The 25,934-nt window shown below is 73.9% G+C and carries 21 protein-coding genes; 10 read left to right on the top strand and 11 right to left on the bottom strand.

From position 1 onward, the window contains the following. Positions 1-4: 4 nt before the first annotated feature. Genes ACPFP2_RS00400 through ACPFP2_RS00390 form a run of 3 tightly spaced genes read right to left on the bottom strand, consistent with a single transcriptional unit; the run spans position 5 to position 3,180 of the window. The gene (locus ACPFP2_RS00400; protein ID WP_424084896.1) at positions 5-841 is read right to left on the bottom strand and encodes a carbohydrate ABC transporter permease; all 837 of its coding nucleotides are present in this window, start codon (positions 839-841) and stop codon (positions 5-7) included. 1 nt (position 842) lies between these two features. After that, complete coding sequence (locus ACPFP2_RS00395; RefSeq protein ID WP_424084895.1) at positions 843-1,838, bottom strand: carbohydrate ABC transporter permease; 996 nt, start codon at positions 1,836-1,838, stop codon at positions 843-845. Positions 1,839-1,890: 52 nt separating this feature from the next. Next, complete coding sequence (locus ACPFP2_RS00390) at positions 1,891-3,180, bottom strand: ABC transporter substrate-binding protein (protein WP_424084894.1); 1,290 nt, start codon at positions 3,178-3,180, stop codon at positions 1,891-1,893. Positions 3,181-3,484: 304 nt separating this feature from the next. On the opposite strand from ACPFP2_RS00390, the gene ACPFP2_RS00385 reads away from it, so the two are divergent. From ACPFP2_RS00385 to ACPFP2_RS00375, 3 genes are all read left to right on the top strand, one after another. Then, complete coding sequence (locus ACPFP2_RS00385) at positions 3,485-4,189, top strand: VOC family protein (RefSeq protein ID WP_424084893.1); 705 nt, start codon at positions 3,485-3,487, stop codon at positions 4,187-4,189. 209 nt (positions 4,190-4,398) lie between these two features. Then, positions 4,399-4,830: a hypothetical protein gene (locus ACPFP2_RS00380; protein WP_088975028.1), complete on the top strand. Its 432-nt coding sequence runs from the start codon at positions 4,399-4,401 to the stop codon at positions 4,828-4,830. 47 nt (positions 4,831-4,877) lie between these two features. Further along, the gene (locus ACPFP2_RS00375) at positions 4,878-5,153 is read left to right on the top strand and encodes a hypothetical protein (protein WP_424084892.1); all 276 of its coding nucleotides are present in this window, start codon (positions 4,878-4,880) and stop codon (positions 5,151-5,153) included. Between the two features lie 506 nt (positions 5,154-5,659). Here the strand turns inward: ACPFP2_RS00375 and ACPFP2_RS00370 are convergent. The 4 genes from ACPFP2_RS00370 to ACPFP2_RS00355 all read right to left on the bottom strand — a co-directional run bounded on the left by ACPFP2_RS00370 (position 5,660) and on the right by ACPFP2_RS00355 (position 10,791). Continuing rightward, positions 5,660-6,451: a DUF4184 family protein gene (locus tag ACPFP2_RS00370; RefSeq protein ID WP_424084891.1), complete on the bottom strand. Its 792-nt coding sequence runs from the start codon at positions 6,449-6,451 to the stop codon at positions 5,660-5,662. Between the two features lie 28 nt (positions 6,452-6,479). Then, positions 6,480-7,178 (bottom strand): HAD family hydrolase, encoded by a 699-nt coding sequence (locus tag ACPFP2_RS00365; protein ID WP_424084890.1) that lies wholly within the window; start codon positions 7,176-7,178, stop codon positions 6,480-6,482. 139 nt (positions 7,179-7,317) lie between these two features. After that, positions 7,318-7,890, bottom strand: a complete 573-nt coding sequence (locus ACPFP2_RS00360; RefSeq protein WP_424084889.1) for a TetR/AcrR family transcriptional regulator — start codon at positions 7,888-7,890, stop codon at positions 7,318-7,320. 192 nt (positions 7,891-8,082) lie between these two features. Then, positions 8,083-10,791 carry an MGH1-like glycoside hydrolase domain-containing protein gene (locus ACPFP2_RS00355; protein WP_424084888.1) on the bottom strand — a complete coding sequence of 903 codons (2,709 nt, stop codon included), beginning with the start codon at positions 10,789-10,791 and terminating at the stop codon, positions 8,083-8,085. Positions 10,792-10,836: 45 nt separating this feature from the next. On the opposite strand from ACPFP2_RS00355, the gene ACPFP2_RS00350 reads away from it, so the two are divergent. The 5 genes from ACPFP2_RS00350 to ACPFP2_RS00330 all read left to right on the top strand — a co-directional run bounded on the left by ACPFP2_RS00350 (position 10,837) and on the right by ACPFP2_RS00330 (position 18,077). After that, entirely contained in the window at positions 10,837-12,777 is a 1,941-nt protein-coding gene (locus ACPFP2_RS00350) for an amylo-alpha-1,6-glucosidase (protein WP_424084887.1), read from the top strand. 142 nt (positions 12,778-12,919) lie between these two features. Continuing rightward, entirely contained in the window at positions 12,920-14,251 is a 1,332-nt protein-coding gene (locus ACPFP2_RS00345) for a glycosyltransferase family 4 protein (RefSeq protein ID WP_424084886.1), read from the top strand. Between the two features lie 82 nt (positions 14,252-14,333). Next, positions 14,334-16,154 (top strand): protein kinase domain-containing protein, encoded by a 1,821-nt coding sequence (locus tag ACPFP2_RS00340; protein WP_424085658.1) that lies wholly within the window; start codon positions 14,334-14,336, stop codon positions 16,152-16,154. Between the two features lie 199 nt (positions 16,155-16,353). Further along, entirely contained in the window at positions 16,354-17,163 is an 810-nt protein-coding gene (locus tag ACPFP2_RS00335) for a metal-dependent hydrolase (RefSeq protein ID WP_424084885.1), read from the top strand. After that, positions 17,160-18,077 carry an amidohydrolase family protein gene (locus ACPFP2_RS00330; protein ID WP_424084884.1) on the top strand — a complete coding sequence of 306 codons (918 nt, stop codon included), beginning with the start codon at positions 17,160-17,162 and terminating at the stop codon, positions 18,075-18,077. Before ACPFP2_RS00335 ends, ACPFP2_RS00330 begins: the two co-directional genes overlap by 4 nt. A 74-nt stretch (positions 18,078-18,151) precedes the next feature. Here ACPFP2_RS00330 and ACPFP2_RS00325 read toward each other — a convergent pair whose 3' ends face one another. The 3 genes from ACPFP2_RS00325 to ACPFP2_RS00315 all read right to left on the bottom strand — a co-directional run bounded on the left by ACPFP2_RS00325 (position 18,152) and on the right by ACPFP2_RS00315 (position 21,212). Then, positions 18,152-18,655, bottom strand: a complete 504-nt coding sequence (locus ACPFP2_RS00325; protein ID WP_424084883.1) for a hypothetical protein — start codon at positions 18,653-18,655, stop codon at positions 18,152-18,154. Positions 18,656-18,740: 85 nt separating this feature from the next. After that, complete coding sequence (locus tag ACPFP2_RS00320) at positions 18,741-19,334, bottom strand: nucleotidyltransferase family protein (RefSeq protein WP_088979260.1); 594 nt, start codon at positions 19,332-19,334, stop codon at positions 18,741-18,743. A gap of 210 nt (positions 19,335-19,544) precedes the next feature. Continuing rightward, a complete protein-coding gene (locus ACPFP2_RS00315) occupies positions 19,545-21,212 on the bottom strand; it encodes a bifunctional 3'-5' exonuclease/DNA polymerase (RefSeq protein WP_424085655.1) in 1,668 nt (555 codons plus the stop codon). Positions 21,213-21,391: 179 nt separating this feature from the next. On the opposite strand from ACPFP2_RS00315, the gene ACPFP2_RS00310 reads away from it, so the two are divergent. After that, positions 21,392-23,137: an ABC transporter ATP-binding protein gene (locus ACPFP2_RS00310; protein WP_424085653.1), complete on the top strand. Its 1,746-nt coding sequence runs from the start codon at positions 21,392-21,394 to the stop codon at positions 23,135-23,137. Then, positions 23,134-24,864 carry an ABC transporter ATP-binding protein gene (locus ACPFP2_RS00305; protein ID WP_424084882.1) on the top strand — a complete coding sequence of 577 codons (1,731 nt, stop codon included), beginning with the start codon at positions 23,134-23,136 and terminating at the stop codon, positions 24,862-24,864. The genes ACPFP2_RS00310 and ACPFP2_RS00305 overlap by 4 nt, the downstream gene beginning before the upstream one ends. A 151-nt stretch (positions 24,865-25,015) precedes the next feature. Here ACPFP2_RS00305 and ACPFP2_RS00300 read toward each other — a convergent pair whose 3' ends face one another. After that, a complete protein-coding gene (locus tag ACPFP2_RS00300; protein ID WP_424084881.1) occupies positions 25,016-25,933 on the bottom strand; it encodes a carbohydrate ABC transporter permease in 918 nt (305 codons plus the stop codon). Position 25,934: the final 1 nt, after the last annotated feature.

Genomic DNA, 25,934 nt, shown 5'->3' with positions numbered 1-25,934 from the left:
TCACCTATCCCTTGACTGCGCCGGAGGTCAGGCCGGAGACGATGCGGCGCTGGAAGAAGAGCACGAACAGGATGATCGGGATCGTGATCACCACGGCGGCGGCGCAGATCGCCCCGGTGGGGTCCTCGAACTGCGACTCGCCGGTGAAGAACGACAGCGCCACCGGCACCGTACGGGCCCGCTCGGTCGAGGTGAGCGTGATGGCGAACAGGAAGTCGTTCCAGCAGAAGATGAAGACCAGGATCGCCGTGGTGAACAGCCCCGGCGCGGCCAGCGGGGCGATGACCCGCCGGAACGCCTGGCCCTGGGTGGCGCCGTCCATCTTCGCCGCCTTCTCCAGGTCCCACGGGATCTGCTTGAAGAACGCCGACAGCGTGTAGATCGCCAGCGGCAGCGCGAAGGTGATGTACGGCAGGATCAGGCCCGGCCAGGTGTCGAAGAGGCCGAGCTGCCGCTCGATCTCGAACAACGGCGACACCAGCGACACCTGGGGGAACATCGCGATCAGCAGGGACACGCCGACCAGCAGCCGCTTGCCGGGGAAGTCCAGCCGACTGATGGCGTACGCGGCCATCGCGCCGAGCACCACCGCGATCAGGGTGGCGATCAGGGCGATGCCGATGGAGTTGACCAGGGCCCGGACGAACTGGTCGGTGGAGAAGATCGTCCGGTAGTTGTCCAGCGTCCACTCCCGCGGCAAGAACTTGCCGTCGGTGAGGGTGGCCGGGGTCTTGAACGACAGCGAGGCGATCCAGAGCACCGGGATCAGCGCGAAGACGACGACGATGACGTCCAGCAGACCCCAGCGCAGCTTCGCCCGCGTGGTGGTTTCGACTGACATCTCAGCGCCTCTCGGAGTCGTCGCTGCCGGGGGCAGCGGTGCCGAACAGCTTCACGAAGACGAAGGCGATGATCGCCACGGTGAGGAAGATCAGCACTGACATCGTCGACCCGATGCCGAGGTTGAGACCCCGGATCAGGTTGTTGTAGGCGAGCATCGACACCGACGAGGTCTCGTTGCCGCCCGCGGTGAGCACGAAGATGTTGTCGAAGACCCGGAACGCGTCCAGGGTGCGGAACAGCAACGCGACCAGGATCGCCGGCTTCATCACCGGCAGCATCACCTTGGTGAACCGTTGCCAGGCGGTGGCGCCGTCGGTGGAGGCGGCCTTGAGCAGGTCCTCCGGCACCAGCGCCAGACCGGCCATCAGCAGCAGCGCCATGAACGGCGTGGTCTTCCAGATCTCGGCCAGCATGATGATCGCCAGCGAGCTGGCCCGCTCGGTCAGCGGCGCGCCGTCGGAGAAGAGGTTGGCCAGGTAGCCGGTGCCGGGCGTCCAGGCGTACCGCCAGGAGAACGCGGCGACGACCGTGACGATGCCGTACGGGATCAGCGCCGCGGTGCGGACGATGCCCCGGCCGACCAGGGTCCGGTGCATGATCAGCGCCAGCCCCATGCCGAGCACCAGCTCGACGGCCACGGTGACCACCGTGATCAGCATGGTCACGCCGAACGCGGTCCACCAGAACTCGTTGGTGAGCACGGTGACGTAGTTCTCCAGCCCGATGAACTCGCGCTGGTCGGGGAAGCGCAGGTCGAAGCGCTGCAACGACAACCAGACCGAGTAGATGATCGGGTACGCGGTGACCAGCACCATCACCAGCGCGGCGGGGGCGCAGAGCAGCCAGCCCAGCCGCCGTTCGGCCTTCTTGTTCTCGCTCAGCGGGCTTTTGGTCCGGCGGGAGGCGCGCTGCGCCGGCACGGTGGCGTGCCGGCCGGTGGGACGTTCGGCCTCGGCGCTCACCTCGGCGCCGGCCGGTGTGGCGTTGACGCTCATGCGGTCACCTCCGGGCGGTCGCCGGTACGGGCCGGCAGGGGGCGGTGGACGGTCACGGCAGGACCCCCTTCGACTCCAGGGCGTCGGCGATGGCCTGACGCAGCTCGTCGGCGGTCTGCTCCGGCTGGATCGCCGAGGGCGGCGACAGGATCGCCGACATCACCGTGGAGATGCTCTGGTACGCCGGGGTCAGCGGTCGGACCGCCGGCTCCTTCAGCTCCTCCAGGATGGTCTCCTTCATCGGGTACGCCTCGGCCATCTCCGGGTCGTCGTAGACCTTCTCGATGGTCGGCGGCACGCCGTCGTTGATCGCGGAGAACTTCTGGTTCTTCTCGTTGCGGATGCACCTGGCCGCCTCGAAGGACTCCGTCGGGTGCTTCGAGTAGGCGCTGACGGCCATGTTGACCCCGCCGATGGTGACCTTGCTCGGGGTGTTGGCGTCGATGCCCGGGACCCGCGCCCACCTGACCTTCTCGGCCAGTTCCGGGTCGGCCTCCTGCAACGCCGGGTAGACGAAGGGCCAGTTGACCTGGAAGGCGCCGCCGCCGGACTGGAACTCCAGCCGGACCGGGTCCTCGGTGGCGTTGCTGAACGACGGCGACGTCACGCCCGACGTGGCGAAGCGCTTGAGCTGGTCCAGGGCCTTGACGGTGCCCTCGTCCATCACGGCCTGCTTGCCGTCGTCGCTGAGGATCTTGCCGCCGGCGCTCTCGGCCAGGGTGTTGTAGAGGACGACCAGGCCCTCGTACTGGGCGCCCATGGTGAGCACCTGGTACGGCTTGCCCTGCCCCTTGAGGTCCTGGGCGACCTTGATCATGTCGTCCCAGGTCTTCGGCGCCTCCGGCACCAGGTCGGTGCGGTACCAGAGCAGCTGGACGTTGGTGTTCTTCGGCGCGCCGTAGAGTCGGCCCTCGTAGCGGGCGGTGTCCAGCGGGCCGGTGAGCGTCCCCTGCTCCACCTCGGCCTTGTCCTGGCCGGTCCACTCGCGGATCCAGTCCGCGCTGGCGAACTCCTGGGTCCAGGTGACGTCCAGGCCGAGCACGTCCATGCCGCTGTCCTCGGCGGCGAGCCGGCGGACCAGCTGCACCCGCTGGTCGTCGGCCTGCCGGGGCAGCACCCGGTAGGCGATCCGGTACCGCCCCTGCGCCTGCGCGTTGCAGTCGTCGACCACCTTCTGCAGGTTCTGCTCGGGCGGGTAGTACAGGTTGATGGTGGGCGTACCGCCCTCGTCACCGGAGCCGCACGCCGCCAGCGGCGCGAGCAACGCCAGCGCGACCGCGGCCGCGCCGACCCGCACACCCGGCCGGCGCCGATGTCGGGTCGCTTCGGGGTCCCTCGTCATCGCCCTCCCCCTTCCTTCGGCGATGGACCGGGGAAAGGGCACCCGTGCCCCGGCGCACGGCGAAACGCTTCCGGGGGAGATCAGTTGCGGAGATCCCCTGGCCCGGACGTTTCGTGCGCCTACACTGCCCGACCTGCGAAGTCGCGAAACCTGACCGTCACGAGACCGGCCCGACAGCCCCTGCTGTGGCGAGGATCACCGTCAGGCGGCGGGCCGAGGCCGGGTTCCGGGAAGCCGGGGGCGGAGCCGGTGGCGGGGCGGAGCCGGACGGCGCGGCGGCACATCCGGCCGGCATGATGAGGCGATGATCGCGCGCTTCAAGGACCTGTGCATGGATGCCGCCGACCCCCAGGCGCTCGGCCGGTTCTGGACCCACCTCCTCGACGGTGACCTCGTCGACACCGGCGACGGGGACGCCCGGGTCGACCCACGCGCCGCCCGGTCCTCCGCCGAGTCGATCTGGGTGAACCGGGTGCCCGAGCCGCGTACCGGCAGGACCCGCGTCCACCTGGACCTCCGGTCGGCCGACACCGGCCCGCAGGGGCTGCTGGCCGCCGGCGCGCGACTGGTCCGCGAGCCGGACACCGAGATCAGCTGGTGGGTCCTGGCCGACCCGGAGGGCAACCAGTTCCGCGCCTTCGCCCGCCGCGAGGACGTTCGGCCCGGCGCCTTCCGCCTGGTGGTGGAGAGCGCCGACCCGGTCGCCCAGGCGACCTGGTGGGCCGGCGTGACCGGCGGGGCGGTGGAGACCGCGGAGGAGGGGCACGCGTCGGTGACCGGCGCCGCCGGCTTCCCCTGGGAGAGCTGGGTGTTCGACCCGGTGCCGGAGCGCAAGCGGGTGAAGAACCGGGTGCACTGGGACGTCGAGCTGACCGGCCCGGACGCCACCGCGCTGATCTCGGCCGGCGCGACGCTGCTGCGCGAGCCGGACGAGCGGGTCGGTTGGTGGGTCCTGGCGGATCCGGAGGACAACGAGTTCTGCGCCTTCCGCCCGCGCCCCACGGCCTGACCGGCGCGTCCCACCAGGTGGGCGCGGTGGGGCTACCCTGCGCCCGCCGGGTGGACTAGCGTCAGGTCTGCTCCCCCGCCAGCGCGTCGCCGTCGAAGTCGATACGCCTCCGGCCGACCCCAGCCCGCCCGATCGGTTGGTTCTCGCGCGAACTCCCCTCTGCCGTTCCACCGGTTGGGCAGGATCGTCCCCAACGAGGAGGTGCCGTCGTGCAGGACACCCGCGCTCTCGCCCTGACGTTCGAGGTGAGCGGCCTGCCACCGGTCAAGACCGAAGCGCTGTCCATCTTCGCCGCCGGGCACCGGCAGGCGACGAGGGTCCGCGCCCTGCTCCAGGCGGCCTGCGCCGCGGCCCAGCGCACCGGCTGGACGCCACTGTCCGGGCCGGTCGAGGTCGACCTGATCCTGCGCTGCCCGCCGGGGCACCGCACCTCGGACGCCAGCACCCTGCTCGGCGGGGTGTGCGCGGTGCTCCAGGACAAGAAGCGGGTGGCCAACATCGGGCTGGCCCACCTCGGTGTCCTGGTCGACGTCGCGCTCTACGACGACGACCGGCAGATCCGGCGGCTGTCGTACGTCGAGGAGCCCGCGGAGGACTTCTCGTACCAGGTGCGGGTGGCCGCCGTACCGGTCGTGGTTTGACCATGGCCCGCGGTGGGGTACCGCGGACGCCGACGAAGGGAGCGCCGATGTCGGAGCCACATGTCACGTTGGACCCTCGCGGGCTGGACCCGGTGCAGCAGAAGCTGCGCGGCCCGCTGGAGGACCAGCTGACCTCGGCTTTGCAGGCGGCCACGGACCGGGTCCGCGCCGGCTACGCCGGCGAGCCGGTCGAGCAGGTCTGCCAGCGGTTGCTGGACGAGACCCGCTCGGGCCTGCACCCCGACATCGCCGCCGGGTTCAACCCGGACATGGACGAGTTCTGCCGGGTGGCGGTGGCGATCGTCCGCGGTGAGGTCTCCTGACCCACGGCTGGACCGACGCGCCGACGCTCTGCCGGCGTCGTCGGTCCCATTCGGATGAGGTGCGCGTCCGGCCACTGTCCCGGCGGCCGCGAAATAGTGCGCCCCGCAATTACGGCGGGTCGATGTAACGCGGGCGGGGCGGCCGACGCTTCTGATTCCCCGGGGGACCGGATCGACTCCGGTGACAATTGTGCCGGCGGGTCAGGACCGGGTCCGCAACTCCCCGGTCCTGACCGCCAACCGTCCGGCGTGGTAGCGGAATTCGCCGATGGGCGCGGCGGGCGTGGCACGCCGCTCACGCCGGGCCCATCACGGCGAGCCGGCCCGCCTGCACTCAGCTCCACGGTGCCCAACTACCGGACTTCGGCGCGTTCGGCGACTCACCCCGAAGAGTCGCGAACGCGCGCTCAGGTTAGGCAGTCGAGGGCCGGCCGGACAAGCATTCCGGGGCGTCCGAGAATGTGATTGACACCAATTCTGAATTGCGGCATGTCCGCGTAACACCGTCAGCCGGGCTGGCGCTGTTTCCCCTCGAAGCGACCCGTCTGCTCGGGGGCCGGCGGGACGGCGGAGAGCGCTCCCGCCCGCCATGCCCCGACGATCGAGGCGAGGGCCGCCAGGTGCAGCAGCCGCACCCCGGTGGGCCCCGGGGCGGCGGCGGCCGGCAGGCCGGGCACCACCACCGTCCCGACGCCGGTGACGACGAGCGCCGCGCCCCAGAAGGCGGCCGGCCGGGCCGGCGGCACCGGCGGGCGTACCCCGTCGAAGATCTCCCGGCGGCGCGCCGCCCGCAACGCCAGCACCAGCACGGCGACGGCTCCGACGGCGGTGCAGACCAGGTCCGAGAACGTCCACCAGTGGATGCCGGTGGCCGCGTGGAAGTCCTGCACCCCGACCAGGCGCAGCCAGCGTTCGGTGTGGGAGACCCGGTCCCAGGCCACGTGGCTGAACGCCCCGATCAGCGCCGAGCACACGGTGACCTGCCAGGGATGGCGGACCGTGCCGAGCGCCGCGTGGTCGGGCCAGGCGAAGGCCCGCTGGGCCGGCAGGTGCACGGCGACGCCGGCGATGACGCGGCGGACGATCCAGGCGTACGTCAGCGCCACCGGCAGGCACCACCAGAGCAGCCCGCCCAGCGTGTGGGTCCGCATGCCCAGGTCGAGGCGGGTGCCGCTGAACAGGTACGCCACGTCCGGCGCCACCGCGCCGGTGGCCAGCGCCACGCCGTCGAACCAGTGCGGCCGCCACAGTTTCAGCGGCAGCACCGGCGCCAGGTGCGACGGGAAGGTCAGGGGCACGAGCCGGACGTTACCCCGCGCGGGCCGCTCAGAAGTGCCGAAGCAGGTCGGTGAACTCTTTCAGACACAGCACCCCGGGGTCGTCCGGGTCGAGTTCGTCGTGTTCGAGCACCCAGGTGTTGTCGTTCGGGATGAAGACCGCGTTCATCCCGGCCGCTCGGGCCGGCAGGATGTCCGACCTCGGGGAATTGCCGATCATCCAGGAGCGCCCCGGGTCGAAGTCGTGCTCGCGGGTCAGCCACCGGTACGTCGCCACGTCCTTCTCCGGCACGATGTGCGCGGCGTCGAAGTGGTGCAGCAGCCCGCACGCGTCGAGCTTGCGCTGCTGCTCCTCCCGCTCGCCCTTGGTCAGCAGCAGCAGGTCGTACCGGCCGGCGAGGGCGTCGAGGGTGTCCGCGACGCCCGGCATCAGCTCGACCTGGTGGGCGACCAGCGCGGCGGCCAGTTCGTCGATCTCGCGGCGCTCCCGCTCGGTGGTCGGGCGCTCGCGCAGCCGCTCCAGGCACTCGCCCAGGCTGCGCAGGAAGACCTTGCTGCCGTACCCGTGCACGACGGCGTTGGCCCGCTCGACGTCGTCGAGGACGGCGCGGATCTCGGCCCGGTCGAGCGTGGGATGGGCCAGCCAGTCCAGGAAGTCGTCGATCACCCGCTCGAACACGACGTTGTTCTCCCAGAGCGTGTCGTCGGCGTCGAAGACGAGCACCGCCGCGTCCCGTCGCTGTTCCATCCGTCCCTCCCGGTCAGCGTTGCGCGCCACGCTACTGCGCGGCGTCGGCCCGGTCATCCGGGTTCCGCCGGACCCGGCGCCGCACGGTGGGCCCGGACGGCGCCACGGCCCGACCCTGCGCGCGATGGTCCGGACGGGCTCACGACCCGGCCAGCAGCCCGACCGCGATCATCTGCTCCCGCTGTTCCTGGGTGTCCGGGCGCAGCCGGCCGCCCCGGGTCAGCATGACCGTGCCGTGCAGCAGCGCCCAGCCCACCTCGGCGAGCGTGTCCGGGTCGCGCCCGGCGGCCATCGGCGCCAGGGCCGCGCGCAACTCGGCGAAGACGGCCCGGGGCGCCCCCGGCACCGGGTCACGGCCGAGGGTGAGGTCCGGGGTGTGCGCGAGCATCGCGTCGTACACCTCCGGGTTGGCGTACGCGAAGTCGAGGTAGGCCGTCACCACGGCCGGCCAGCCGCTGCCCTCGCCGGTGGCGGACCGGGCGTCGGCGAGCGCGGTGGCGAGGTCGGCGAAGCCGCCCAGCGCCACGGTCTCCATCAGCTCGGCCGGGTCCGGGAACTGGCGGTACAGGGCCTCGATGTCGGTCCCGGTCCGCTCCGCCAACCGGCGACGGGTCACCGCCGCCCACCCCTCCGCCTCGGCCAACTGCCGGGCGACCGCGACGACGCGGGCCTGCTCGGCCGTTTCGGCGTCTGCTCCGTCTGTCGGCGACATCTGGCCGATGCTAGCGATCCGCACCCTCGGCAGCCGGCTCGCGACGGATTGTCGACTGTCGGTCCGGCCGCCACCCGGACGGCGCGGAGGCGGCCAACCGCCTGTCAGGCGAGAGCCAGCCGGGCCCGGCTGCCCGGGCGGCCGGCGAGAGGCGAGCCCAGCCGGCGGACGGCGCGGAGACAGCCCCGACCGTCAGCGGCGGAGGGTGAGGATGAGGTCGACGACCAGCGCCGTCCAGCCGGTCTGGTGCCAGGCGCCCAGTCCGGCGCCGTTGTCGCCGTGGAAGTACTCGGGGAAGCAGATCAGGTCCCGCCAGTCCGGGTGGGTCTGGAAGAGCTGGGCGGCGCCGTAGATCGGCCGCCGGCCCCAGCCGTCCCGGGTGAACAGCGAGATCAGCCGGGCGGAGAGGTCGTCGGCGATCTGGTCGAGGGTGCACTTGCGCCCGGAGCGGGTCGGGTACTCGACCTGCAGGTCGTCGCCGAAGAACGCGGCGTAGTCGCGCAGCGCGCTGATCAGCAGGAAGTTCGTCGGCATCCAGATCGGCCCGCGCCAGTTGGAGTTGCCGCCGAACAGGCCGCTGGTCGACTCGGCCGGCTCGTAGCCGACGCTGAACTCGTGCCCGCCCAGGGTGACCGAGAAGGGCTCCTCGAGGTGGGCCCGGCTCAGCGTACGCAGGCCGTACTCGGAGAGGAACTCGTCGGTGTCGAGCATCCGGGCGAGCAGGCGGACCACCTGCTCCGGGCCGACCATGGACAGCAGCCGCTGCTGCCGGCCGTCCGGGCCGATCCGGCGGGCGCCGATCACGTCGGCGTATTCCGGTCGCTGGCTGAGGAACCAGCGCAGGCGGGCCCCCAGCTCGGGCAGGCGGTGCAGGGTACGCGCGCTGAGCCGGGTGGTCGCGGCCAGCGGCAGCAGCCCGACCACCGAGCGGACCTTCAACGGCACCTGACTGCCGTCGGCCAGCCGCAGCACGTCGTAGAAGAAGGCGTCCTCGTCGTCCCAGAGTCCCTGCTCGTACGCCGCCGCGGCGATGTAGGCGAAGTGCTCGAAGAACTTGGTGGCGGTGTCGACGTACGCGTGGTCGTGCTCGGCGAGCACGATCGCCATGTCGAGCAGGTTGAGCGCGTACATGGCCATCCAGCCGGTGCCGTCGGACTGCTCCAGCACCCCGGCCACCGGCAGCGCCGCCGAGCGGTCGAACGGGCCGACGTTGTCCAGCCCGAGGAAGCCGCCCTCGAAGACGTTGTTGCCGCCGGTGTCCTTGCGGTTGACCCACCAGGTGAAGTTGAGCAGCAGCTTGTGCATCACCCGGGCGAGGAACTCGTGGTCGGACGAGCCGTCGATCTCGAACACCTTCAGCGCGGCCCAGGCGTGCACCGGCGGGTTGACGTCGCCGAACGCCCACTCGTACGCCGGGATCTGCCCGTTGGGGTGCAGGTACCACTCGCGCAGCAGGAGCAGCAGCTGCTCCTTGGCGAAGCCCGGGTCGACCCGGGCGATGCTGACGCAGTGGAAGGCCAGGTCCCACGCCGCGTACCAGGGGTACTCCCAGGGGTCGGGCATGGAGATCACGTCGAAGCTGTTCATGTGCCACCAGGCGCTGTTGCGCCCGTGCCGCCGCCCGGGCGGCGGTGGGGCGGAGCCCGGGTCGCCGTCGAGCCAGCGTTTGACGTCGAAGTGGTAGAACTGCTTGCCCCACATCAGCCCGGCGATGCCCTGCCGGGCCACCAGGGCCTCGTCGGCGCTGGCCCCGGCGGGGACGATCCCGGCGAAGAAGCGGTTCGCCTCGGCCCGCCGGGCCCAGACGACCGCGTCGAAGCCGGCGGCCAGGTCGGCCGGGGGCGGCGGGGTGCTCCCGGGCGGCGGGGCGGTGCGGGTCAGCCGCAGCCGGATCTGCCGCTGCCCACCGGCCGGCACGTCGAGGACGTAGTGCAGGGCGCCCTTGGTCCCCTCCCGGTCCGGGTTGACCGTGGCCGCGCCGGCCACCACGTGGTCGTTGATGCCGTCCTTCGGGTACGACGACCGCCCGGGCAGGCCCCACAGCCGCTCGGCGTTGGAGTCGTTGTCGCAGAGCAGCGGCGTGGGCGTGCCGTCACCCTCCAGCAGGATCTGCCCGAGCACCCAGTGCTCGCCGACCAGCCGGGAGCCATCGCCGGCCAGCCGGGGCACCCGGTCGGCGCCGGGCAGCCCCCAGGCCCAGGTGTTGCGGAACCACAGGTGCGGCAGCACGTGCAGGGTGGCCGCCTGGTCACCCCGGTTGGCGACGGTCACCACGATGCACATGTCGGTCGGGGACGCCTTGGCGTAGTCGACGGTCACCGCCCAGTACCGGTCGTCGTCGAAGATCCCCGTGTCGACCAGCTCGTACTCGGTCTCGTCCCGGCCGCGCAGCGCGTTGACGGCGACCAGTTCGTCGTACGGGAAGGCGGCCTGCGGGTAGTGGTAGCGCCAGCGCATCCAGGAGTGGGTGGGCGTGGAGTCCTCGTACCACCAGTAGTCCTTGACGTCCTCGCCGTGGTTGCCGCCGTCCCCGCCGAGGCCGAACATCCGCTCCTTGAGGATCGGGTCCTCGCCGTTCCACAGGGCGAGCGCGAAGCAGAACGTCTGCCGGTCGTCGCAGACGCCCGCCATGCCGTCCTCGTTCCACCGGTAGGCTCGGGACCGCGCGTGGTCGTGGGGGAAGTAGTCCCACGCCGTACCGTGCTCGCTGTAGTCCTCCCGTACCGTCCCCCACGCCCGCTCGGACAGATAGGGACCCCATGCGCGCCAGTCCTGCTCGCCGGCATCGGCCTGGGCGAGCCGGAGCCGCTCGGCGTCGGGAGACGGTGCGTCGGAGGGCGAACTGTCGGTGAACACGTGCACATCTTCGACGCCGCCCGGGTACTTCACCACAGCGGCCATTGTCGTCGTGGCGTGTTACACCTCACCGCAGTGGGAGGAAACCACTTGATCGAGATCGCCTTCGGCCCTCAGGTCTGCGCCGATCCGGCCACCGGGACGACCCGGGAGTGGCTGGTCACCGACGGCCGGGGCGGGTACGCCATGGGCACGGTGAGCGGGTTGCGGACCCGGCGCTACCACGGGTTGCTGGTGACCGCCGACGAGACCCCGGCGGCCCGCCGGGTCGGGCTGGTCAGCCTGGACCCGGCGGTGACCCTGCCGTCCGGCGCACGGGTGCGCCTCGGCGCGCACGAGTGGTCCTCGGGGACGGTCGACCCGCGCGGCTTCGAGCTGCTGGAGCGCTTCGACCTCGTCGACGGGCTGCCCCGGTGGCGGTGGCGCATCGGTGACGTGGTGATCGAGCGGGAGCTGGCCATGACGCACGGCCGCTCCTGCGTGGCGGTGGTGCACCGGCTGCTCGCCGGGGGCCCGGTGCGGCTGGAGCTGTCGGCGGCCTGCACCTGGCGCGACGCGCACGGCGAGCGCCGCGCCGACGGCCCGGCGCCCCGGATGGAGCCGGTCGACGGCGGGGCGGTGATCGAGGGCTCGTACCGGCTGTCGGGGCCGGACTGGCGGCCCGAGGGGCAGTGGTGGCTGGGCGTGCGCCACCGTGAGGAGGCCGCGCGTGGCCTGCACCCGGAGGAGGACCTCTGGTACGCCGGCCGGTTCGCCGGCGCGCTGGACCGCCCGGGCGACACCGTGTCGGTGCTGGCCTGGGCCGACGACCTGGCCGCACCGCCCCCGGCGGCAACCGAGGTGGTCGCGGCGGCCCGGGCGCGGCACCGCACGGTGGTCGCCGCCGCGAAGCCGGCCGATCCGGTCGAGGCGACGCTGGCCCTGGCGGCCGACGCGTTCGTGGTGCGCACCGGCGCCGGGCCGGACGTAGTGGCCGGCTACCCGTGGTTCGGCGCCTGGTCCCGGGACACGATGACCTCGTACGAGGGGTTGTTCCTCTGCACCGGCCGGGCCGACGAGGGCCGGGAACTGCTGCGCTCGTACGCGGCCACGCTGTCGGAGGGGATGCTGGCGAACACCGCCGACACCGGGCGGGTGGAGTACAACACAGTCGACGCGACGCTGTGGTTCCTGCACGCGGTGAGCCGGCACGTCACCGCCACCGGCGACACCGACCTGGGCGACGAGTTGCTGCCGGCGCTGCACGGGGTGGTCCGGGCCCACCTGGCCGGCACCCGGTACGGCATCGCGGTCGACCCGGCCGACGGGCTGATCACCCAGGGCGGGACCCCGGGCACCGCGCTGACCTGGATGGACGCCCGGGTGTACGGGGTGCCGGTGACCCCGCGCACCGGCAAGCCGGTGGAGGTCAACGCGCTCTGGGTGAACGGGCTGGCCGGCCTGGCCGAGCTGACCGAGCTGGCCGGGCAGGACGCCGCCGAACTGTGGCGGCTGCACGCCCGTGCCACCGACGCGTTCCGGCGACGGTTCCCGGCGCCGGCCGGCTGGCTGCACGACGTGGTGGACGCGCCCGCGCCGGCGTACCCGCTGGGCGGGGCGGCGCACCACGACGACGACCTGCTGCGCCCCAACCAGCTGCTGGCCTGGTCGTTGCCGTACGCCCCGCTGGAGCCGGACCCGGCGACGCTGCGCCGGGTGGCGGCCGGGCTGGGCACCCCGCTCGGCCCGCGCAGCCTCTCCCCCGACTCGCCGGACTTCGCGCCCCGGCACCGGGGCGGGCCGGCGGAGCGGGACACCGCCTACCACCAGGGGACCGTCTGGCCGTGGCTGATCGGACCATACGTCGACGCGTACCGGAAGGCCGGCCTGGCCACCGATGACCTCTTGGTCGGGCTGGTGGGCCATTTGGGGGAGTTCGGCCTGGGCTCGGTCAGCGAGACGGCCGACGGCACCGCCCCGCACGCCGCCACCGGCTGCCCGTTCCAGGCGTGGTCGGTGGCCGAGCTGCTGCGCGTCCGCAAGGCCGGCTAGGCACGCGTTACACACCGGCAATCACCGCGTCTCCGCTGGTTATCCACCGGTCGGCAGGATGGGCCCCGACCCGGGCACGACGGCGCCACCCTCGCCGGTGGCTCCGCGCGCACCCAGGTGGACACAACTCAAAGGGGGCCGCATGTCACCTGACGCCGACGTGATCGACATCCACCCCGCCCGGCACCAGCGCGTGCTGATGCTCTCCTGGGAGTACCCGCCGGTGCTCGTCGGCGGCCTCGGCCGCCACGTGCACGCCCTCTCGGTGGCCCTGGCCGCCGCCGGGCACGAGGTCACCGTGATCACCCGGCACGCCGACGGGGCACCCCTGGAGGAGTACGCCGACGGCGTACGGATCGTCCGCGCCGCCGAGGACCCGGTCACCTTCCCGCTGGCCACCAACTCCCTGCTGGCCTGGACCATGGCGTTCAACCACACGCTCACCCGGGCCGCGCTGCGCGCCACCGAGTCCGGCACGTACGACGTGATCCACGCCCACGACTGGCTGGTCGCACACACCGCGGTCACCCTCGCCGAACACCTCGACCTGCCGCTGGTCACCACGATCCACGCCACCGAGGCGGGCCGGCACCAGGGCTGGCTGCCCGAGGAGATGAACCGCACCATCCACGGTGTCGAGCACTGGATCAGCAACGCCTCGGCCCGGGTCATCGCCTGTTCCGGGTACATGCGCGACCAGGTCACCCGGCTCTTCGACGTGCCGGCCGACCGGGTCGACGTGGTGCCCAACGGCGTCGACGACCGGGCCTGGCACGCCCGCCCGCGCGCCGTCGCCTCGGCCCGGGCCCGGTTCGCCGGCGACGGCCCGCTGGTCGGGTACGCCGGCCGGCTGGTCTACGAGAAGGGCGTGCAGCACCTGGTGCACGCCGTGCCGTACCTGCGCGACCGGCACCCGGGGCTGCGGGTGGTGATCGCCGGCGACGGGCCGTACCGCGACGAGCTGGTCGACCAGGCCCGGCGACTGCACGTCGACGACACCGTCCGGTTCGCCGGCTTCCTGGGTTCCACCCAGCTCCCGGCGGTGCTGGCCGCCACCGACGCGACCGTCGTGCCCAGCCTCTACGAGCCGTTCGGCATGATCGCGCTGGAGGCCGCCGCGGCCGGCGCGCCGCTCGCCGTGGCCGACACCGGCGGGCTGGCCGAGATCGTCGAGCCCGGCGTGACCGGGGTGACCTTCCCGCACAGCGATCCGGACGCCCTGGCCGGCGCGGTCGACCGGCTCCTCGGTGACGAGGTGTTCGCCCGGCGGGTGGCCCGGCGGGCGCGCACCATGGTCGGCGAGCGGTACGGCTGGGCCACCATCGCCGCCCGCACGGCCGGCAGCTACGCCGCCGCGAGCCGCGAGCACGGCTCGTTCCAGGCCCGCCGGGCCGCCATGCTGCTCGGCGGCGGCCGGGCCCGGATCGCCATTCCGGAGGGGAACCTGCTGGCGATGGACGGCGCCGCGTGCTGACCCCCGACAACCGATAGGTCCGCCCCGATCCATTGGCTACGGTGTACGTCGGCCAAGGGTGAGGAGAGCGGTGCAGCACGTGATGATCGCCGGCCGGTACCGTCTGGTCGAGCTGGTGGGCCGGGGCGGGATGGGTCGGGTCTGGCGCGCGCGGGACGAGGTGCTGCACCGCGAGGTGGCGGTGAAGGAGGTCCTGCCGCCGCACTGGCTGGCCGAGTCCGAACGCGACGAGCTGCGGCTGCGGACGCTGCGCGAGGCGCGTACCGCGGCCCGGCTCAGCCATCCCAACGTGGTCCGGCTGTACGACGTCGTCCGGGTCGACGAACACCCGTGGATCGTGATGGAGTACGTCCCCTCCCGCACGTTGCAGGCCGTCCTGGACGGCACCGGTCCGGTCGACCCGGTCCGGGCGGCCGGCATCGGCCGGGCGCTGCTGGCCGCGCTGCGCGCCGCGCACGCCGCCGGGGTGCTCCACCGGGACGTCAAGCCGCAGAACGTGCTGATGGCGCACGACGGGCGGATCATGCTCACCGACTTCGGGCTGGCCACCTTCGAAGGAGGGGACGGCCTGACCACCCGGCCCGGTCTGGTGCTCGGCTCTCCCCAGTTCGTCGCCCCGGAACGCGCGGCCGAGGGGGTGTCCAGCGTGGAGGCGGACCTGTGGTCGCTCGGCGCCACGTTGCACGCCGCTGTGGAGGGCCGCTCGCCGTACGCCCGCAGCACCGCGATGGCCACCCTGGCGGCGCTGGCCACCGAACCGCCGGACCCCGCGCCGCACGCCGGGCCGCTGACGCCGGTGCTGGCCGGGCTGCTGTGCCGGGACCCCGGCCGGCGGATCGGGCACGACGAGGCCGAACGGCGGCTGCTGGCCGCCGAGCGCCCGGCGTCGCGGTCCGACACCGAACCTCCGACGGTGGTGCTGCCCGTCGCCCGCTCGGCGGCCGGGGCGACGCCACCGCCGGCCTGGCCGGGCGCGTCCGACCGGCCCACCGAGGGCGCGGAGGCGCTCCCGCCCGTGCCGGAGGGCGTGCTGCGGGTGGGTGGCGGGCCACCCGTCCCGGCACCGGCGACACCGGACGGCGCAGCGTCCGGGCACCGGCCGGCGACCGCCGGATCGGACGACCACGCCACCCCGGCCCGGGCCCCCGCCCTGCTGCCGCCCCGGCGGCGCTGGGCGCTGGTGGGGACGGCGTTGGGGGTGGCGGCGGCGACCGGGATCGGCACCGCGCTGGCCCTCGCCGACCACGACCACGACGCCACGCCCCTGCGGGCGCCCGCCAGCGTGTCGCTGCCCGAGGAGCAGCCCACCCCACCCCGGGACGACCGGCCCCTGCCACCGCCGGGCGCCGGGGCACGTCCGGTGGTCCCGCCGCCCTTCCCCTGCCTGCGGCCCTACGCGTTCGGCGACCCGGTCACCGCCGCCCCGGTCGGCGACCACGCCGGCTACCGACCGCCGTCGGGCTGGACCTGGCAGACCGGGGAGGGCTGGCGGGTCGCCGTCCCGGTCGGCTGGCTCCGCTCCCAGGACGACGGCGCCACCTGCTTCCGCGACCCGGCCAGCCGCCGCACGCTGAGCATCACCCCGATGACCGCCGACCTGGTCGACCAGGAGGCGTTCCTGCGGGCGGAGCAGCGGCGCGTGGTCGACGAGGGCAAGCTGCCCGGGTACGAGGAGTTGCGCCTCGGCGGCGTGGGCGGCCGGGACGTCGGCTGGGAGTGCCGGTGGACGACCCCGTTCGGCGAACGCGAGCACGCGCTGCGGCTGCTCCCCGGCGAGGAGGCCGGCGGCTGGATCCTGACCTGGAGCGCGGCGGACCGGGACTGGGACGCCGCCGTCGGGCAGCTGACCGTGGCACGGCAGAGCTTCCGCGACCGCGCCGCCGAGGCCGTGCCGCCGACCTGACGCCGCTCGGGTCCCATGGTTGACACAGCAGCTCGGCGGGGCCATCGACGCGACATACTTCCTGATGGTCCGGCCGGACGCCGACCTCCACCCGACGCCACTCTCCGCTGTGGACCGTCCGGGTGATTGCCCCTCGGCGACGGCTCTGACACAGTGGCGTAGTTTTGTCGATCAAGGGAACTGGGGAGGGCGAGGCGACATGATGGGTCCGTCCCACGCGCTGTCCGGCGCGGCGGTGTGGTTGACCGGCTCGTGGGCACTGGACCACTTCGCCGACTACCACCAGTCCCCGCTGGCGCTGGCGGTCGGCACGGCGGTCTGCGCCGGTGGCGCCCTCTTCCCCGACCTCGACCTCTCCGGCAAGGTCACCCGCAACCAGGGTGGCGCGACGGTGGCCCGCACCTTCGGCGTCTTCTCGCTCTTCATCGCCGAGGTGATGGAGAAGATCTCGCTCGGCGTCTACTACGCCACGAAGCTGAGCCGGGACCCGCGCCGCAACAACGGCCACCGCACCCTGACCCACACCCTGCCGTTCACCGCGCTGGTCGGCTGGGGCACCACGGCGCTCTGCACGGCGTACGGCAAGTGGGCCGTGGTGGGCATCCTGTTCTTCATGATCGGGCTGGCCCTGCGCGGCCTGTTCGACCAGTGGGCGGAGCGGGCCGGCTGGGTGATCGTCACCCTCGCCTCGGCCGCCGCCGCCTGGTACACGTTCGCCAACCTGCCCGGCGACCGGGGCTACCCGATGATCGGGCTGGCGGTCGGGGTGGGCTGCTTCACGCACATCCTCGGCGACATGATCACCAAGGCCGGCGTGCCCATCCTCTGGCCGATCCCCATCAAGCGTCGGATGTGGATGATGATCGGGCTGCCGAACGGCATCGCGCTACGGACCGGCAGCAAGGCGGAGGTGGTCGTGCTGCGCACCGCGCTGACCGTGCTCTCGGTGCTCGCCGCGGTGGGCCTGGTCGCGCCGTCGGTGCTGCAACGCTTCAACATCGAGGTGTGAGCGACCGGCTGCCGGTCGACGACGAGGCCGTGCCCGCGTTCTGGCGCGGACTCGGGCTGCCCGGCCTCGCCGACGTGCACGTGCACTTCCTGCCGCCCCGGCTGCTGCGCCGGGTCTGGGCGTACTTCGACGCGGCCGGGCCGCTGCTCGGCACCGAGTGGCCGATCCGGTACCGGTGGAGCGACGCCGATCGGGTCGCGCACCTGCACCGGATGGGCGTGCGGGCGTTCGGCGCGCTGGCGTACCCGCACAAGCCGGGCATGGCGGCGGAGCTGAACCGGTGGACGCTGGACTTCGCCCGACGCACCCCCGGCTGCCTGCCCTCGGCGACGTTCTTCCCCGAGCCGGAGGCTCCCGGGTACGTCGCCGACGCGCTGGCGGCCGGCGCCCGGCTGTTCAAGGTGCACGTCCAGGTCGGCGGCTTCGCCCCGACCGACCCGGCGCTGGACCCGGTGTGGGGGCTGCTCGCCGAGGCCGGCGTGCCGGTGGTCGTCCACGTCGGGCACGCGCCGGTGGGCACCGCGCACACCGGACCGGACGGCTTCGCCGCGCTGATGGCCCGGCACCCCCGGCTCGCCGCGATCGTGGCGCACCTCGGCGCGCCCGATCACACCGCCTTCCTGACCCTGGCCGAACAGCACGAGCGGGTCCGGCTGGACACCACGATGGCGTTCACCCCGTTCTTCGACCGGTTCGTGCCGTTCCCCGCCGCCGAACTGCCTCGGCTGCGCGAGCTGGGTCTGGCCGGCAAGGTGCTGCTGGGCAGCGACTTCCCGAACATCCCCTACCCGTACGCCACGCAGCTGGCCGGGCTGGCCCGGCTCGACCTGGGCGACGACTGGCTGCGCGCGGTGTGCTGGGACAGCGCCGCCGCCCTGTTCGACCTGGACCAACCGGTAGGGCCGGCCTCCTGACCCCCTGCGGGCCGCCGAGGTGGTGGCGACCGGCGGCCCGGATGGGGTCCTCGGCGGGCTGGGACGCGGCGGCGTCAGCGCGTGCCGACCGCCGGCGCGTCGGTGCCGACCGCCTCGGTCCTCCGGCGAAGCCGGGCCAGCAGCCGAGGCACCTCCCCGGCACCCCGCACGATGCCCGCGTGCGCCAGGGTCGGCGGCAGCACCAGCAGCACCCCCACGACGCAGGCCACCGCGAAGCCGAGCGGTGAGCCGCCGGCCACGAGTGCGACACCGACCACGGCGAGCAGAGTGAGTACGCCGGCCACGCCGGCGGCAGCCAGCGTCCCGGCCAGACCGCCGCGACGGCGCCCGGTCAGCTCGGCGACCACTCCGGCCGGGACGACGAACAGCGGCACCAGGACCAGGCCGGTCAGCGCGGCCGCCAGCACCATCACCGGCCCGGCCAGCGGACCACCGGCACCGGCACCGCTCACCAGGGCGTAGCCGAGCAGCAGGAGATAGCAGGCCAGACCCTCGACGGCGAACATGACCCAGGCGACCACCGCCCCGGCGAGGTGCCGGCTCACCGCAGCGACCATCGACCGCACCTCCCCGCGCGGCGCGCCCACCGAAGGCGTCGCGACCGATGAACTGTAGCGCAGCGGGCGGCGTGCCCGGGACGGCTCAGGCGCCGACGCGCTGCGGCGGGACGGTCAGCCCGTAGAGCGCCATCAGCTCCGGGGAGTCCACCCGGCTGCCGTCCGCGACGGAGTCGCAGGAGATGTCGACGATCTGGTTCTTGTGCGCCAGCAGGTACGGCCGGGCGCCGACGTCCGCGCTGGCCAGCGTGGCGATGCCGGACCAGTGCCGGCGGCCGAAGAGCATCGGGTACCCGCGCAGCCCGTCGTAGGTGGCGCAGACCAGCACGTCCGGGTACGGCAGCGCGGCGACCCGGCGTACCGCGGCAGGGGTGAGTCCGGGCATGTCGACCGGGACCACCACCACGGCCTCGATCCCCTCGTCGGTGAGCGCGGCCAGGCCGGCGCGGATGGAGGAGCCCACCCCGGTGCCCCACGCGCGGTTGACCACCACCGTGGCCCGGGACAGGTCGGCGGTCTCGCGCACCTGGTCGGCGGCCGCGCCCAGGACGACCACGATCTGCTCACAGCCCGCCTCGGTCATCGTGTCGATCATCTGGTCCACCAGCGGCTTCTCCCCCTGATGCAGGAGGGCCTCCGGGCCACCGATCCGGCGTCCCCCGCCCGCCGCGATGATCATCCCTGCGATCCGGTTCAGCTGCGCCACCTCCGTCGTGAAGACGGACCGAGCTGAGCCGCCCGGTCCGTTACGCACACCGGACCCAACGAGCGCCCCGGGCGGAGGGTGTCGGGGCAAAAGGGAAATTCGTCCGCTATGCCGCGGCTGATGCCGTCCCCGACGGACACGGCAGCGCCCGCCCGCCGGAGCGGCAGCGGCGTCGCGTGGCCGTCAGGCGGCGTCGGCGTAGCACTCCACGATGGACACGTCGAGCGGGAAGCGGACCGGAGTGTCGCCGAAGAGCAGCGCCGAGGCCCGCGCGCCGGACCGGGTGACCGCGTCGGCCACCGCGTCGGCCCGCTCGGCCGGGCAGTGCACCAGCACCTCGTCGTGCTGGAAGAAGACCAGCTCACCGCCGGTGCCGGCCAGCTCACCGCGCAGCGTGGCGAGCAGCGTGGAGGCCCACTCGGCGGCGGTGGCCTGGATGACGAAGTTGCGGGTGAACCGGCCCCGGGACCGGGCCGCCCGGGCACGCGGGGACTGCGGGTCGGCCCCGGCGTCCGGGTCGGACCCGGCGTCGTCGGCGTCGGTGAACCCCGCCGTCCCCGGTGGGCAGGTCCGACCCAGCCAGGAGCGGACCAGCCCGCCCGCCTCACCGGTGCGGGCCGCCGCCTCGACGTAGGCGAACGCGGTCGGATAGCTGCGCCGGAGCACCGCCAGCGCGGGCACGGCCGCCCCGCCGGTCTGTCCGTACATCGCGCCGAGCAGAGCCACCTTGGCCCGGGCCCGGTCACCGGCGAAGGCGTCCTGGGCGAGGGCGGCGTAGAGGTCACCCGCCGCGCCCGCGGTGGCGAGCCGGGCATCGCCGGAGACCGCCGCCAGCACCCGCGGCTCCAACTGGCCGGCGTCGGCGACCACGAACCGCCGGCCCGGATCCGCCACCACCGCCCGCCGGATCACCTTCGGGATCTGCAGGGCGCCGCCGCCCCGGGTCGCCCAGCGGCCGGAGACCACCCCGCCGGGCACGTACTCCGGCTGGAATCGGCCGTCGCGGACCCAGGCGTCACGCCAGGCCCGGCCGTGCGCCGTCCAGATCCGGTAGAGCTCCTTGTACTCCAGGACCAACGGCACCGCCGGGTGGTCGACGCCGCGCAGCACCCAGGCCCGGGTGTTGGGCAGCTCCACCCCGGCCCGGGCGAAGGCCCGCAACAGCTCCGCCGGGGAGTCGGCGTGCACCTGGCGTACGCCGAACGCGTCGGCGATCCGCGCCGCCAGCTCGGCCAGCCGCCGGGGTGGCCCGCCCACCGGGGACGCCTCGCCGAGAAGCTCGGCGAGGATCGCGTCGTGCACGTCGACCCGCCAGGGCAGGCCCGCCGCGCCCATCTCCACCGCGATCAGCGCGCCCGCCGACTCGGCGGCCACCAGCAGCCGGAACCGGCCGGGGTGCGCGGTCGCCGCGATCCGGGCGAGCTGGTCGGCGTACACCTCGGCCAACGCCGCGACGCCGGGACCCGCCGGCCCGGGGACGGCGTCGAAGAGCGCGGCCTGGCCGTGCCCCGGGGGTGCGGGCGGCCGGGGCGGCGGGTCGGGTGGGACGGCGGCACCGGTGAGCCGGGCGTGGGCGGCGGCGAACGAGCGGGGCTCGCCCCACCGGCCCGCGTGGCCGAGCAGCAGCGCCTCGGTCAGCTCGACGTCGTGGCAGCGCTCCAGCCGGACGCCGGCCCGCAGCAGCGCCGGGTAGACCGACGCCCCGGACGCCCACACCCAGCGCGGCCGGTCGGCGGCCTCCCGGGCGGCGACGGCCGCGACGAGGTCGGCGACCCGCTCGACGGGCCCCACCGGCCGCCCGTCGACCCCGAGCGGCTGGAGCTCTCCCCCACCCCGCTCGTCCGCCACCATCGCCACCAGCACGGATGCGATTCTGCCTCGCCCCTGTGACACCCGTCCGGCAGGCGGGCGCGCCCCCGGCACGACGGGGGCGAAACGGGGCGGTGCGGTGGCGGCCGGATCGGTAGCGTGGGCGGGTGCCACCACAGATCCCCCATCCGGACCCCGGAACACCGGACGCCAGGGGCCCGATGCGCTACCTGTGGTGGCTGACTCGCTGCCAGCCGGGTCGGGTGCTGCGCGGCAGCCTGCTCGGCACCGCCTGGATGGTCGGGCTGTCGGCCCGGCCCTACCTCATCTCCCGCGCCGTGGACGACGGGCTGCGCGCCGGTGACACCCGGGCCCTGGCCCTGTGGGTGACGGCGATCGTCGCGGCCGGCGTGGGACTGGCCTGCCTGGGGACCATGCGGCACCGGACGATGACCTTCATCCGCGAGGACGCGAAGGCCCGCTCGGCCGCCGTGGTGCTGCGCCAGCTGTCCCGGCTCGGCGCGGCGCTGCCACGCCGCACCGCGACCGGCGAGGTGGCCACCGTCGGCGGCACCGACGTCGACCGGACCGGGCAGGTGCTGACGGTGACCGGGCCGGGCGTGGGCGCGGTGATCGCGTACCTGGTCGTGGCCGTGCTGCTCTGGTCGATCTCGCCCCTGCTGGCGCTCTGCGTGCTCATCGGCGTGCCGGCCGTCGGGCTGGTGGTGCTGCCCCTGCTGCGCCGGCTGGAGCGGGCCGAGTCGGTCTACCGGCAGCAGCAGGGCGCGCTCACCGCCCGCTCCGGCGACATCGTGGCCGGCCTGCGGGTGCTCGCCGGGGTGGGCGGCCGGGCCCTGTTCGCCCGCCGGTACGCCGCCCGCTCCCGGGAGCTGCTCGCCGAGGGCTACCGGGTCGGCGCGGTCAACAGCTGGATCGACGCGGCGACCGTCGCCCTGCCCGGGCTGTTCCTCGCCGCCGTGGTGTGGCTGGCCGCCCGGATGGCGGCGACCGGGGAGATCACCGTCGGCGAACTGGTCGGCGTGTACGGCTACACGGCGACCCTCGTCGTGCCGGTCTGGTTCCTGCTGGAGGGCGGTCACCAGATCATCCGCGGACGGGTCGCCGCCCGCCGGATCATCGCCCTGCTCGACGCGCGGCCGGACGGGGTCGACGGCCCGCCGGACACGCCCCACGACCGGCCCACGACGGGCACCCCGGCGGTGCCCGAGCCGCGCCGGCCGGACACGGTGGGGCGGCGGCCGGTGGACGCGCCCGACCGGCCCGCCGACCTGTACGACCCGGCGAGCGGGCTGACCGTCCCCGCAGGCCGGCTGACAGCGGTCGCCACCGCCGACCCGGCCGACGCCGCCGCCCTGGCCGACCGGCTCGGCCGGTACGTCGTCGGCGACGTCACCTGGGGCGGGGTGCCGCTGACCCGGATCGGCCTCGACGAGGTACGCGCCCGCGTCCTGGTCGCCGAGCACGACGCGTACCTGTTCGCCGGCACCCTGCGCGAGGTGCTGCGCGCCGGCCGGCCGGACAGCGACGCGGGGATCGTCGCCGCCCTGCACGCCGCGTCGGCCGGGGACGTGCTCGACTCCCTGCCCGACGGCCTCGACAGCCGCCTCGACAGCCGGGCCCGGTCCCTCTCGGGTGGGCAGCGGCAACGGATCCGGCTCGCCCGGGCGCTGCTCGCCGACCCCGAGGTGCTGATCCTCGTCGACCCGGCCTCCGCCGTGGACGCGCACACCGAGGCCCGCATCGCCGAGCGGCTGCGCGCAGGCCGGGCCGGCCGGACCACCCTCGTGCTCACCACCTCGCCGCTGCTGCTCGGCCACGCGGACACCGTCGCCCACCTGCAGGCCGGTCGGGTCGTCGGCACCGGCACCCACACCGAACTGCTCGACACCGACCCGGCGTACCGCCGGCTGGTGGCGCGCGACGACGCCGAGCAGGTGCTGCGGTGAGCGGGCTGCCGGTGGCCGACCGGGCCGCCGTACGCCGGGCGACCCGGGAGCTGATCGTCCGGGACCGGCGCGCCGTCGCCGCCGTGCTGGCGCTGCACACGGCCGCCACGGTCGCCGGGCTCGCCCCGCCGTGGCTGCTCGGCGCCGTCGTCGACCGGGTCGGCGCGGGAGCCGGCGTCGACGCCGTCGACCGGCTGGCCCTGGGCATCGTCGGCGCGGTGCTCGCGCAGGCGCTGCTGTCCCGGTACGCCCAGTACGCCGGCCACCGCTTCGGTGAGCGGGCCGTGGCCCGGCTGCGCGAGGACTTCGTCGACCGGACGCTGGACCTGCCCGTCTCCGTCGTCGAGCGGGCCGGCTCCGGGGACCTGGCCACCCGCAGCTCGGTCGACGTGTCCACGGTCGGCCTCACCGTCCGGGACGTGGTGCCCACCATGGTCATCGCCTCGGTGCAGCTGGCCCTGCTGTTCGGGGCGGTCTTCCTGCTGCACCCGGTGCTCGGGCTGGCGGCGCTGGCCGGGCTGCCGACGATCGCCCTGGTGACCCGCTGGTACCTGCGCCGGGCCAGCACCGCGTACCTGGCCGAGGGGGCGGCCGCCGCCGAGCTGACCGAGACACTGACGAGCACCGCCGAGGGTGCCCGTACGGTGGAGGCGTTCCGCCTCGCCGACGAGCGGATCCGGCACGGCGCGGCGCGCATCGGGCGGGTGTGGGCCGCCCGGCGGGCCACCCTCGCGCTGCGGACGGTCTTCTTCTCCACGGTGGAGGCGAGCTACCCGCTGCCCATCGCCGCCGTGCTGCTGGTCGGCGGGGCGCTGCTCGCCCGGGGCCAGGTCACCCTCGGCGCGGTCGTCGCCGCCGCGCTCTACCTGCAACAGGCGATCGACCCGCTGGACCGGATCCTGCAGTGGACGGAGCAGGCGCAGCGCGGCCTCGCCTCCTTCGCCCGGGTGCTCGGCGTCGGCCAGGTCCCCCCGGAGCGGACCGGCCGGGCCGCCGTGCCGGCCGACGAGCGTCTCGTCGTACGCGGCGCACGGTTCTCGTACGGCGACGGGCCCGACGTGCTGCACGGCATCGACCTGGAGGTACGCCCCGGCGAGCGGCTCGCCGTCGTCGGCCCGTCGGGCGCCGGTAAGTCCACCCTGGCCCGGCTGCTCGCCGGGATCGACGCGCCCCGGCAGGGAGTGGTCGCCATCGGCGGCTGCCCGGTCACCGACCTCGACCCGGCCGAACGCCGCCGCCGGATCGCCCTGGTCACCCAGGAGCACCACGTCTTCATCGGCTCGCTGCGCGACAACCTCGCCTTCGCCGCACCGGACGCCACCGACGACCGGATGCGGGCCGCGCTGGCCACCGTGGGCGCCGACTGGTACGCCGCCCTGCCCGAGGGTCTCGACACCGTGCTCGGCGACGGGGCGAGGCAGCTCGGCGCGGCCGAGGCCCAGCAGCTCGCCCTGGCCCGGCTGGTCCTCGCCGACCCGCACACGCTGATCCTCGACGAGGCGACCGCCGCACTCGACCCGACCACCGCCCGGCGTACCGAGCGGGCCCTCGCGGCCCTGCTCACCGGGCGTACCGTCATCGCGATCGCGCACCGGCTGAACACCGCGCACGACGCCGACCGGGTCGCGGTGCTCTCCGAGGGCCGGATCAGCGAGATCGGCAGCCACGACGAACTGGTCCGCGCCGGCGGGGCGTACGCCGCCCTCTGGCGCTCCTGGCACCACTGACCATCCCACCCCGCGCCCGCCCCGCCCCGTCGAGGGGCCACTTTCGGAGAAAGAGTGGCTATTCCGCGCGGAATAGCCACTCTTTCGCTGAAACTGCGGGCACGTGACGACGCGAGGTGCGGTGGGGTGGGGTGGGTGGGGTGGGGTGGGGTTACTTGACTGCGCCGGAGGTGAGGCCGGACTGGATCTGTCGCTGGAAGACCGCGTACACGAGGATCATCGGAAGGATGGCGATGGTCAGGGCGGCGAAGAGACCGGACCAGTCGGCCTCGTAGCCGGCGTTGACCGAGATGTCGGCGATGCCCTGGGTGAGCACCCACTTGTCCTTCGCGTTCGAGAGCAGCACCAGCGGAAGCTGGTACTGCGCCCACTGGCCGATGATGTTGAAGATCGCCACGCTGATCAGGCCCGGCTTCGCCATCGGCAGCATCACCTGGAAGAAGAGCCGGGTGTGCGAGCAGCCGTCGATCATCCCGGCCTCGGCGACCGAGTTCGGCAGCGTCCGGAAGAACGCGGCCAGGAAGAAGATCGTGAACGGCAGCGAGTACGCGATGTAGACCAGGATCACCCCGGTGTGGGTGTCCAGCAGGCCCAGGTTCTTCACCACGAAGAAGAGCGGCACCAGGGCCAGGAAGACCGGGAAGGCCAGCCCCGAGACGAACAGGTAGTAGATCGCCCGGTTGCCCCGGAACTTGTACCGGGCCAGCACGTACGCGGCCATCGAGCCGAACAGCATGGTGCCGAAGGTGCTGCACGACACCACGAACACGCTGTTGAGGAAGTACCGGCCGACGTGCGCCTTGGTCCAGGCCCGGCCGAAGTTCTCGAAGCGCAGTTCGGCCGGCAGCGTCCACGGGCTGCTGAAGATCTCGCTGGTGTTCTTGAACGCGGCCAGGAACGTCCAGAGGATCGGCACGATGACGATCACCGCCCAGACGGCGAGCGCCACGTGCCCGAGGCCGGCGAAGAGCCGTACCTCCTGGTGCGGGCCCCGGCGGCGGCCCTTCGCCGGGGCGGCCGGGCGGGGCGGTGTGGTGGCCGGAGCCGGCGGCAGCGTCTGCGACGTCATC

Origin of the sequence: Micromonospora citrea (assembly GCF_049629545.1) — a bacterium.
GTDB lineage: Bacteria > Actinomycetota > Actinomycetes > Mycobacteriales > Micromonosporaceae > Micromonospora > Micromonospora citrea_A.
The sequence above is the reverse complement of the archived record's forward strand: the minus strand, read 5'-3'. Positions and strand labels throughout refer to the sequence as shown.

Bases quoted from the DNA above. Each gene is read 5' to 3' on its own strand.
- ACPFP2_RS00400 (WP_424084896.1), bottom strand. From the start codon at position 841: ATGTCAGTCGAAACCACCACGCGGGCGAAGCTGCGCTGGGGTCTGCTG.
- ACPFP2_RS00395 (WP_424084895.1), bottom strand. From the start codon at position 1,838: ATGAGCGTCAACGCCACACCGGCCGGCGCCGAGGTGAGCGCCGAGGCC.
- ACPFP2_RS00390 (WP_424084894.1), bottom strand. From the start codon at position 3,180: ATGACGAGGGACCCCGAAGCGACCCGACATCGGCGCCGGCCGGGTGTG.
- ACPFP2_RS00385 (WP_424084893.1), top strand. From the start codon at position 3,485: ATGATCGCGCGCTTCAAGGACCTGTGCATGGATGCCGCCGACCCCCAG.
- ACPFP2_RS00375 (WP_424084892.1), top strand. From the start codon at position 4,878: ATGTCGGAGCCACATGTCACGTTGGACCCTCGCGGGCTGGACCCGGTG.
- ACPFP2_RS00365 (WP_424084890.1), bottom strand. From the start codon at position 7,178: ATGGAACAGCGACGGGACGCGGCGGTGCTCGTCTTCGACGCCGACGAC.
- ACPFP2_RS00360 (WP_424084889.1), bottom strand. From the start codon at position 7,890: ATGTCGCCGACAGACGGAGCAGACGCCGAAACGGCCGAGCAGGCCCGC.
- ACPFP2_RS00355 (WP_424084888.1), bottom strand. From the start codon at position 10,791: ATGGCCGCTGTGGTGAAGTACCCGGGCGGCGTCGAAGATGTGCACGTG.
- ACPFP2_RS00345 (WP_424084886.1), top strand. From the start codon at position 12,920: ATGTCACCTGACGCCGACGTGATCGACATCCACCCCGCCCGGCACCAG.
- ACPFP2_RS00340 (WP_424085658.1), top strand. From the start codon at position 14,334: ATGATCGCCGGCCGGTACCGTCTGGTCGAGCTGGTGGGCCGGGGCGGG.
- ACPFP2_RS00335 (WP_424084885.1), top strand. From the start codon at position 16,354: ATGATGGGTCCGTCCCACGCGCTGTCCGGCGCGGCGGTGTGGTTGACC.
- ACPFP2_RS00325 (WP_424084883.1), bottom strand. From the start codon at position 18,655: ATGGTCGCTGCGGTGAGCCGGCACCTCGCCGGGGCGGTGGTCGCCTGG.
- ACPFP2_RS00320 (WP_088979260.1), bottom strand. From the start codon at position 19,334: ATGATCATCGCGGCGGGCGGGGGACGCCGGATCGGTGGCCCGGAGGCC.
- ACPFP2_RS00315 (WP_424085655.1), bottom strand. From the start codon at position 21,212: ATGGTGGCGGACGAGCGGGGTGGGGGAGAGCTCCAGCCGCTCGGGGTC.
- ACPFP2_RS00310 (WP_424085653.1), top strand. From the start codon at position 21,392: ATGCGCTACCTGTGGTGGCTGACTCGCTGCCAGCCGGGTCGGGTGCTG.
- ACPFP2_RS00300 (WP_424084881.1), bottom strand. From the start codon at position 25,933: ATGACGTCGCAGACGCTGCCGCCGGCTCCGGCCACCACACCGCCCCGC.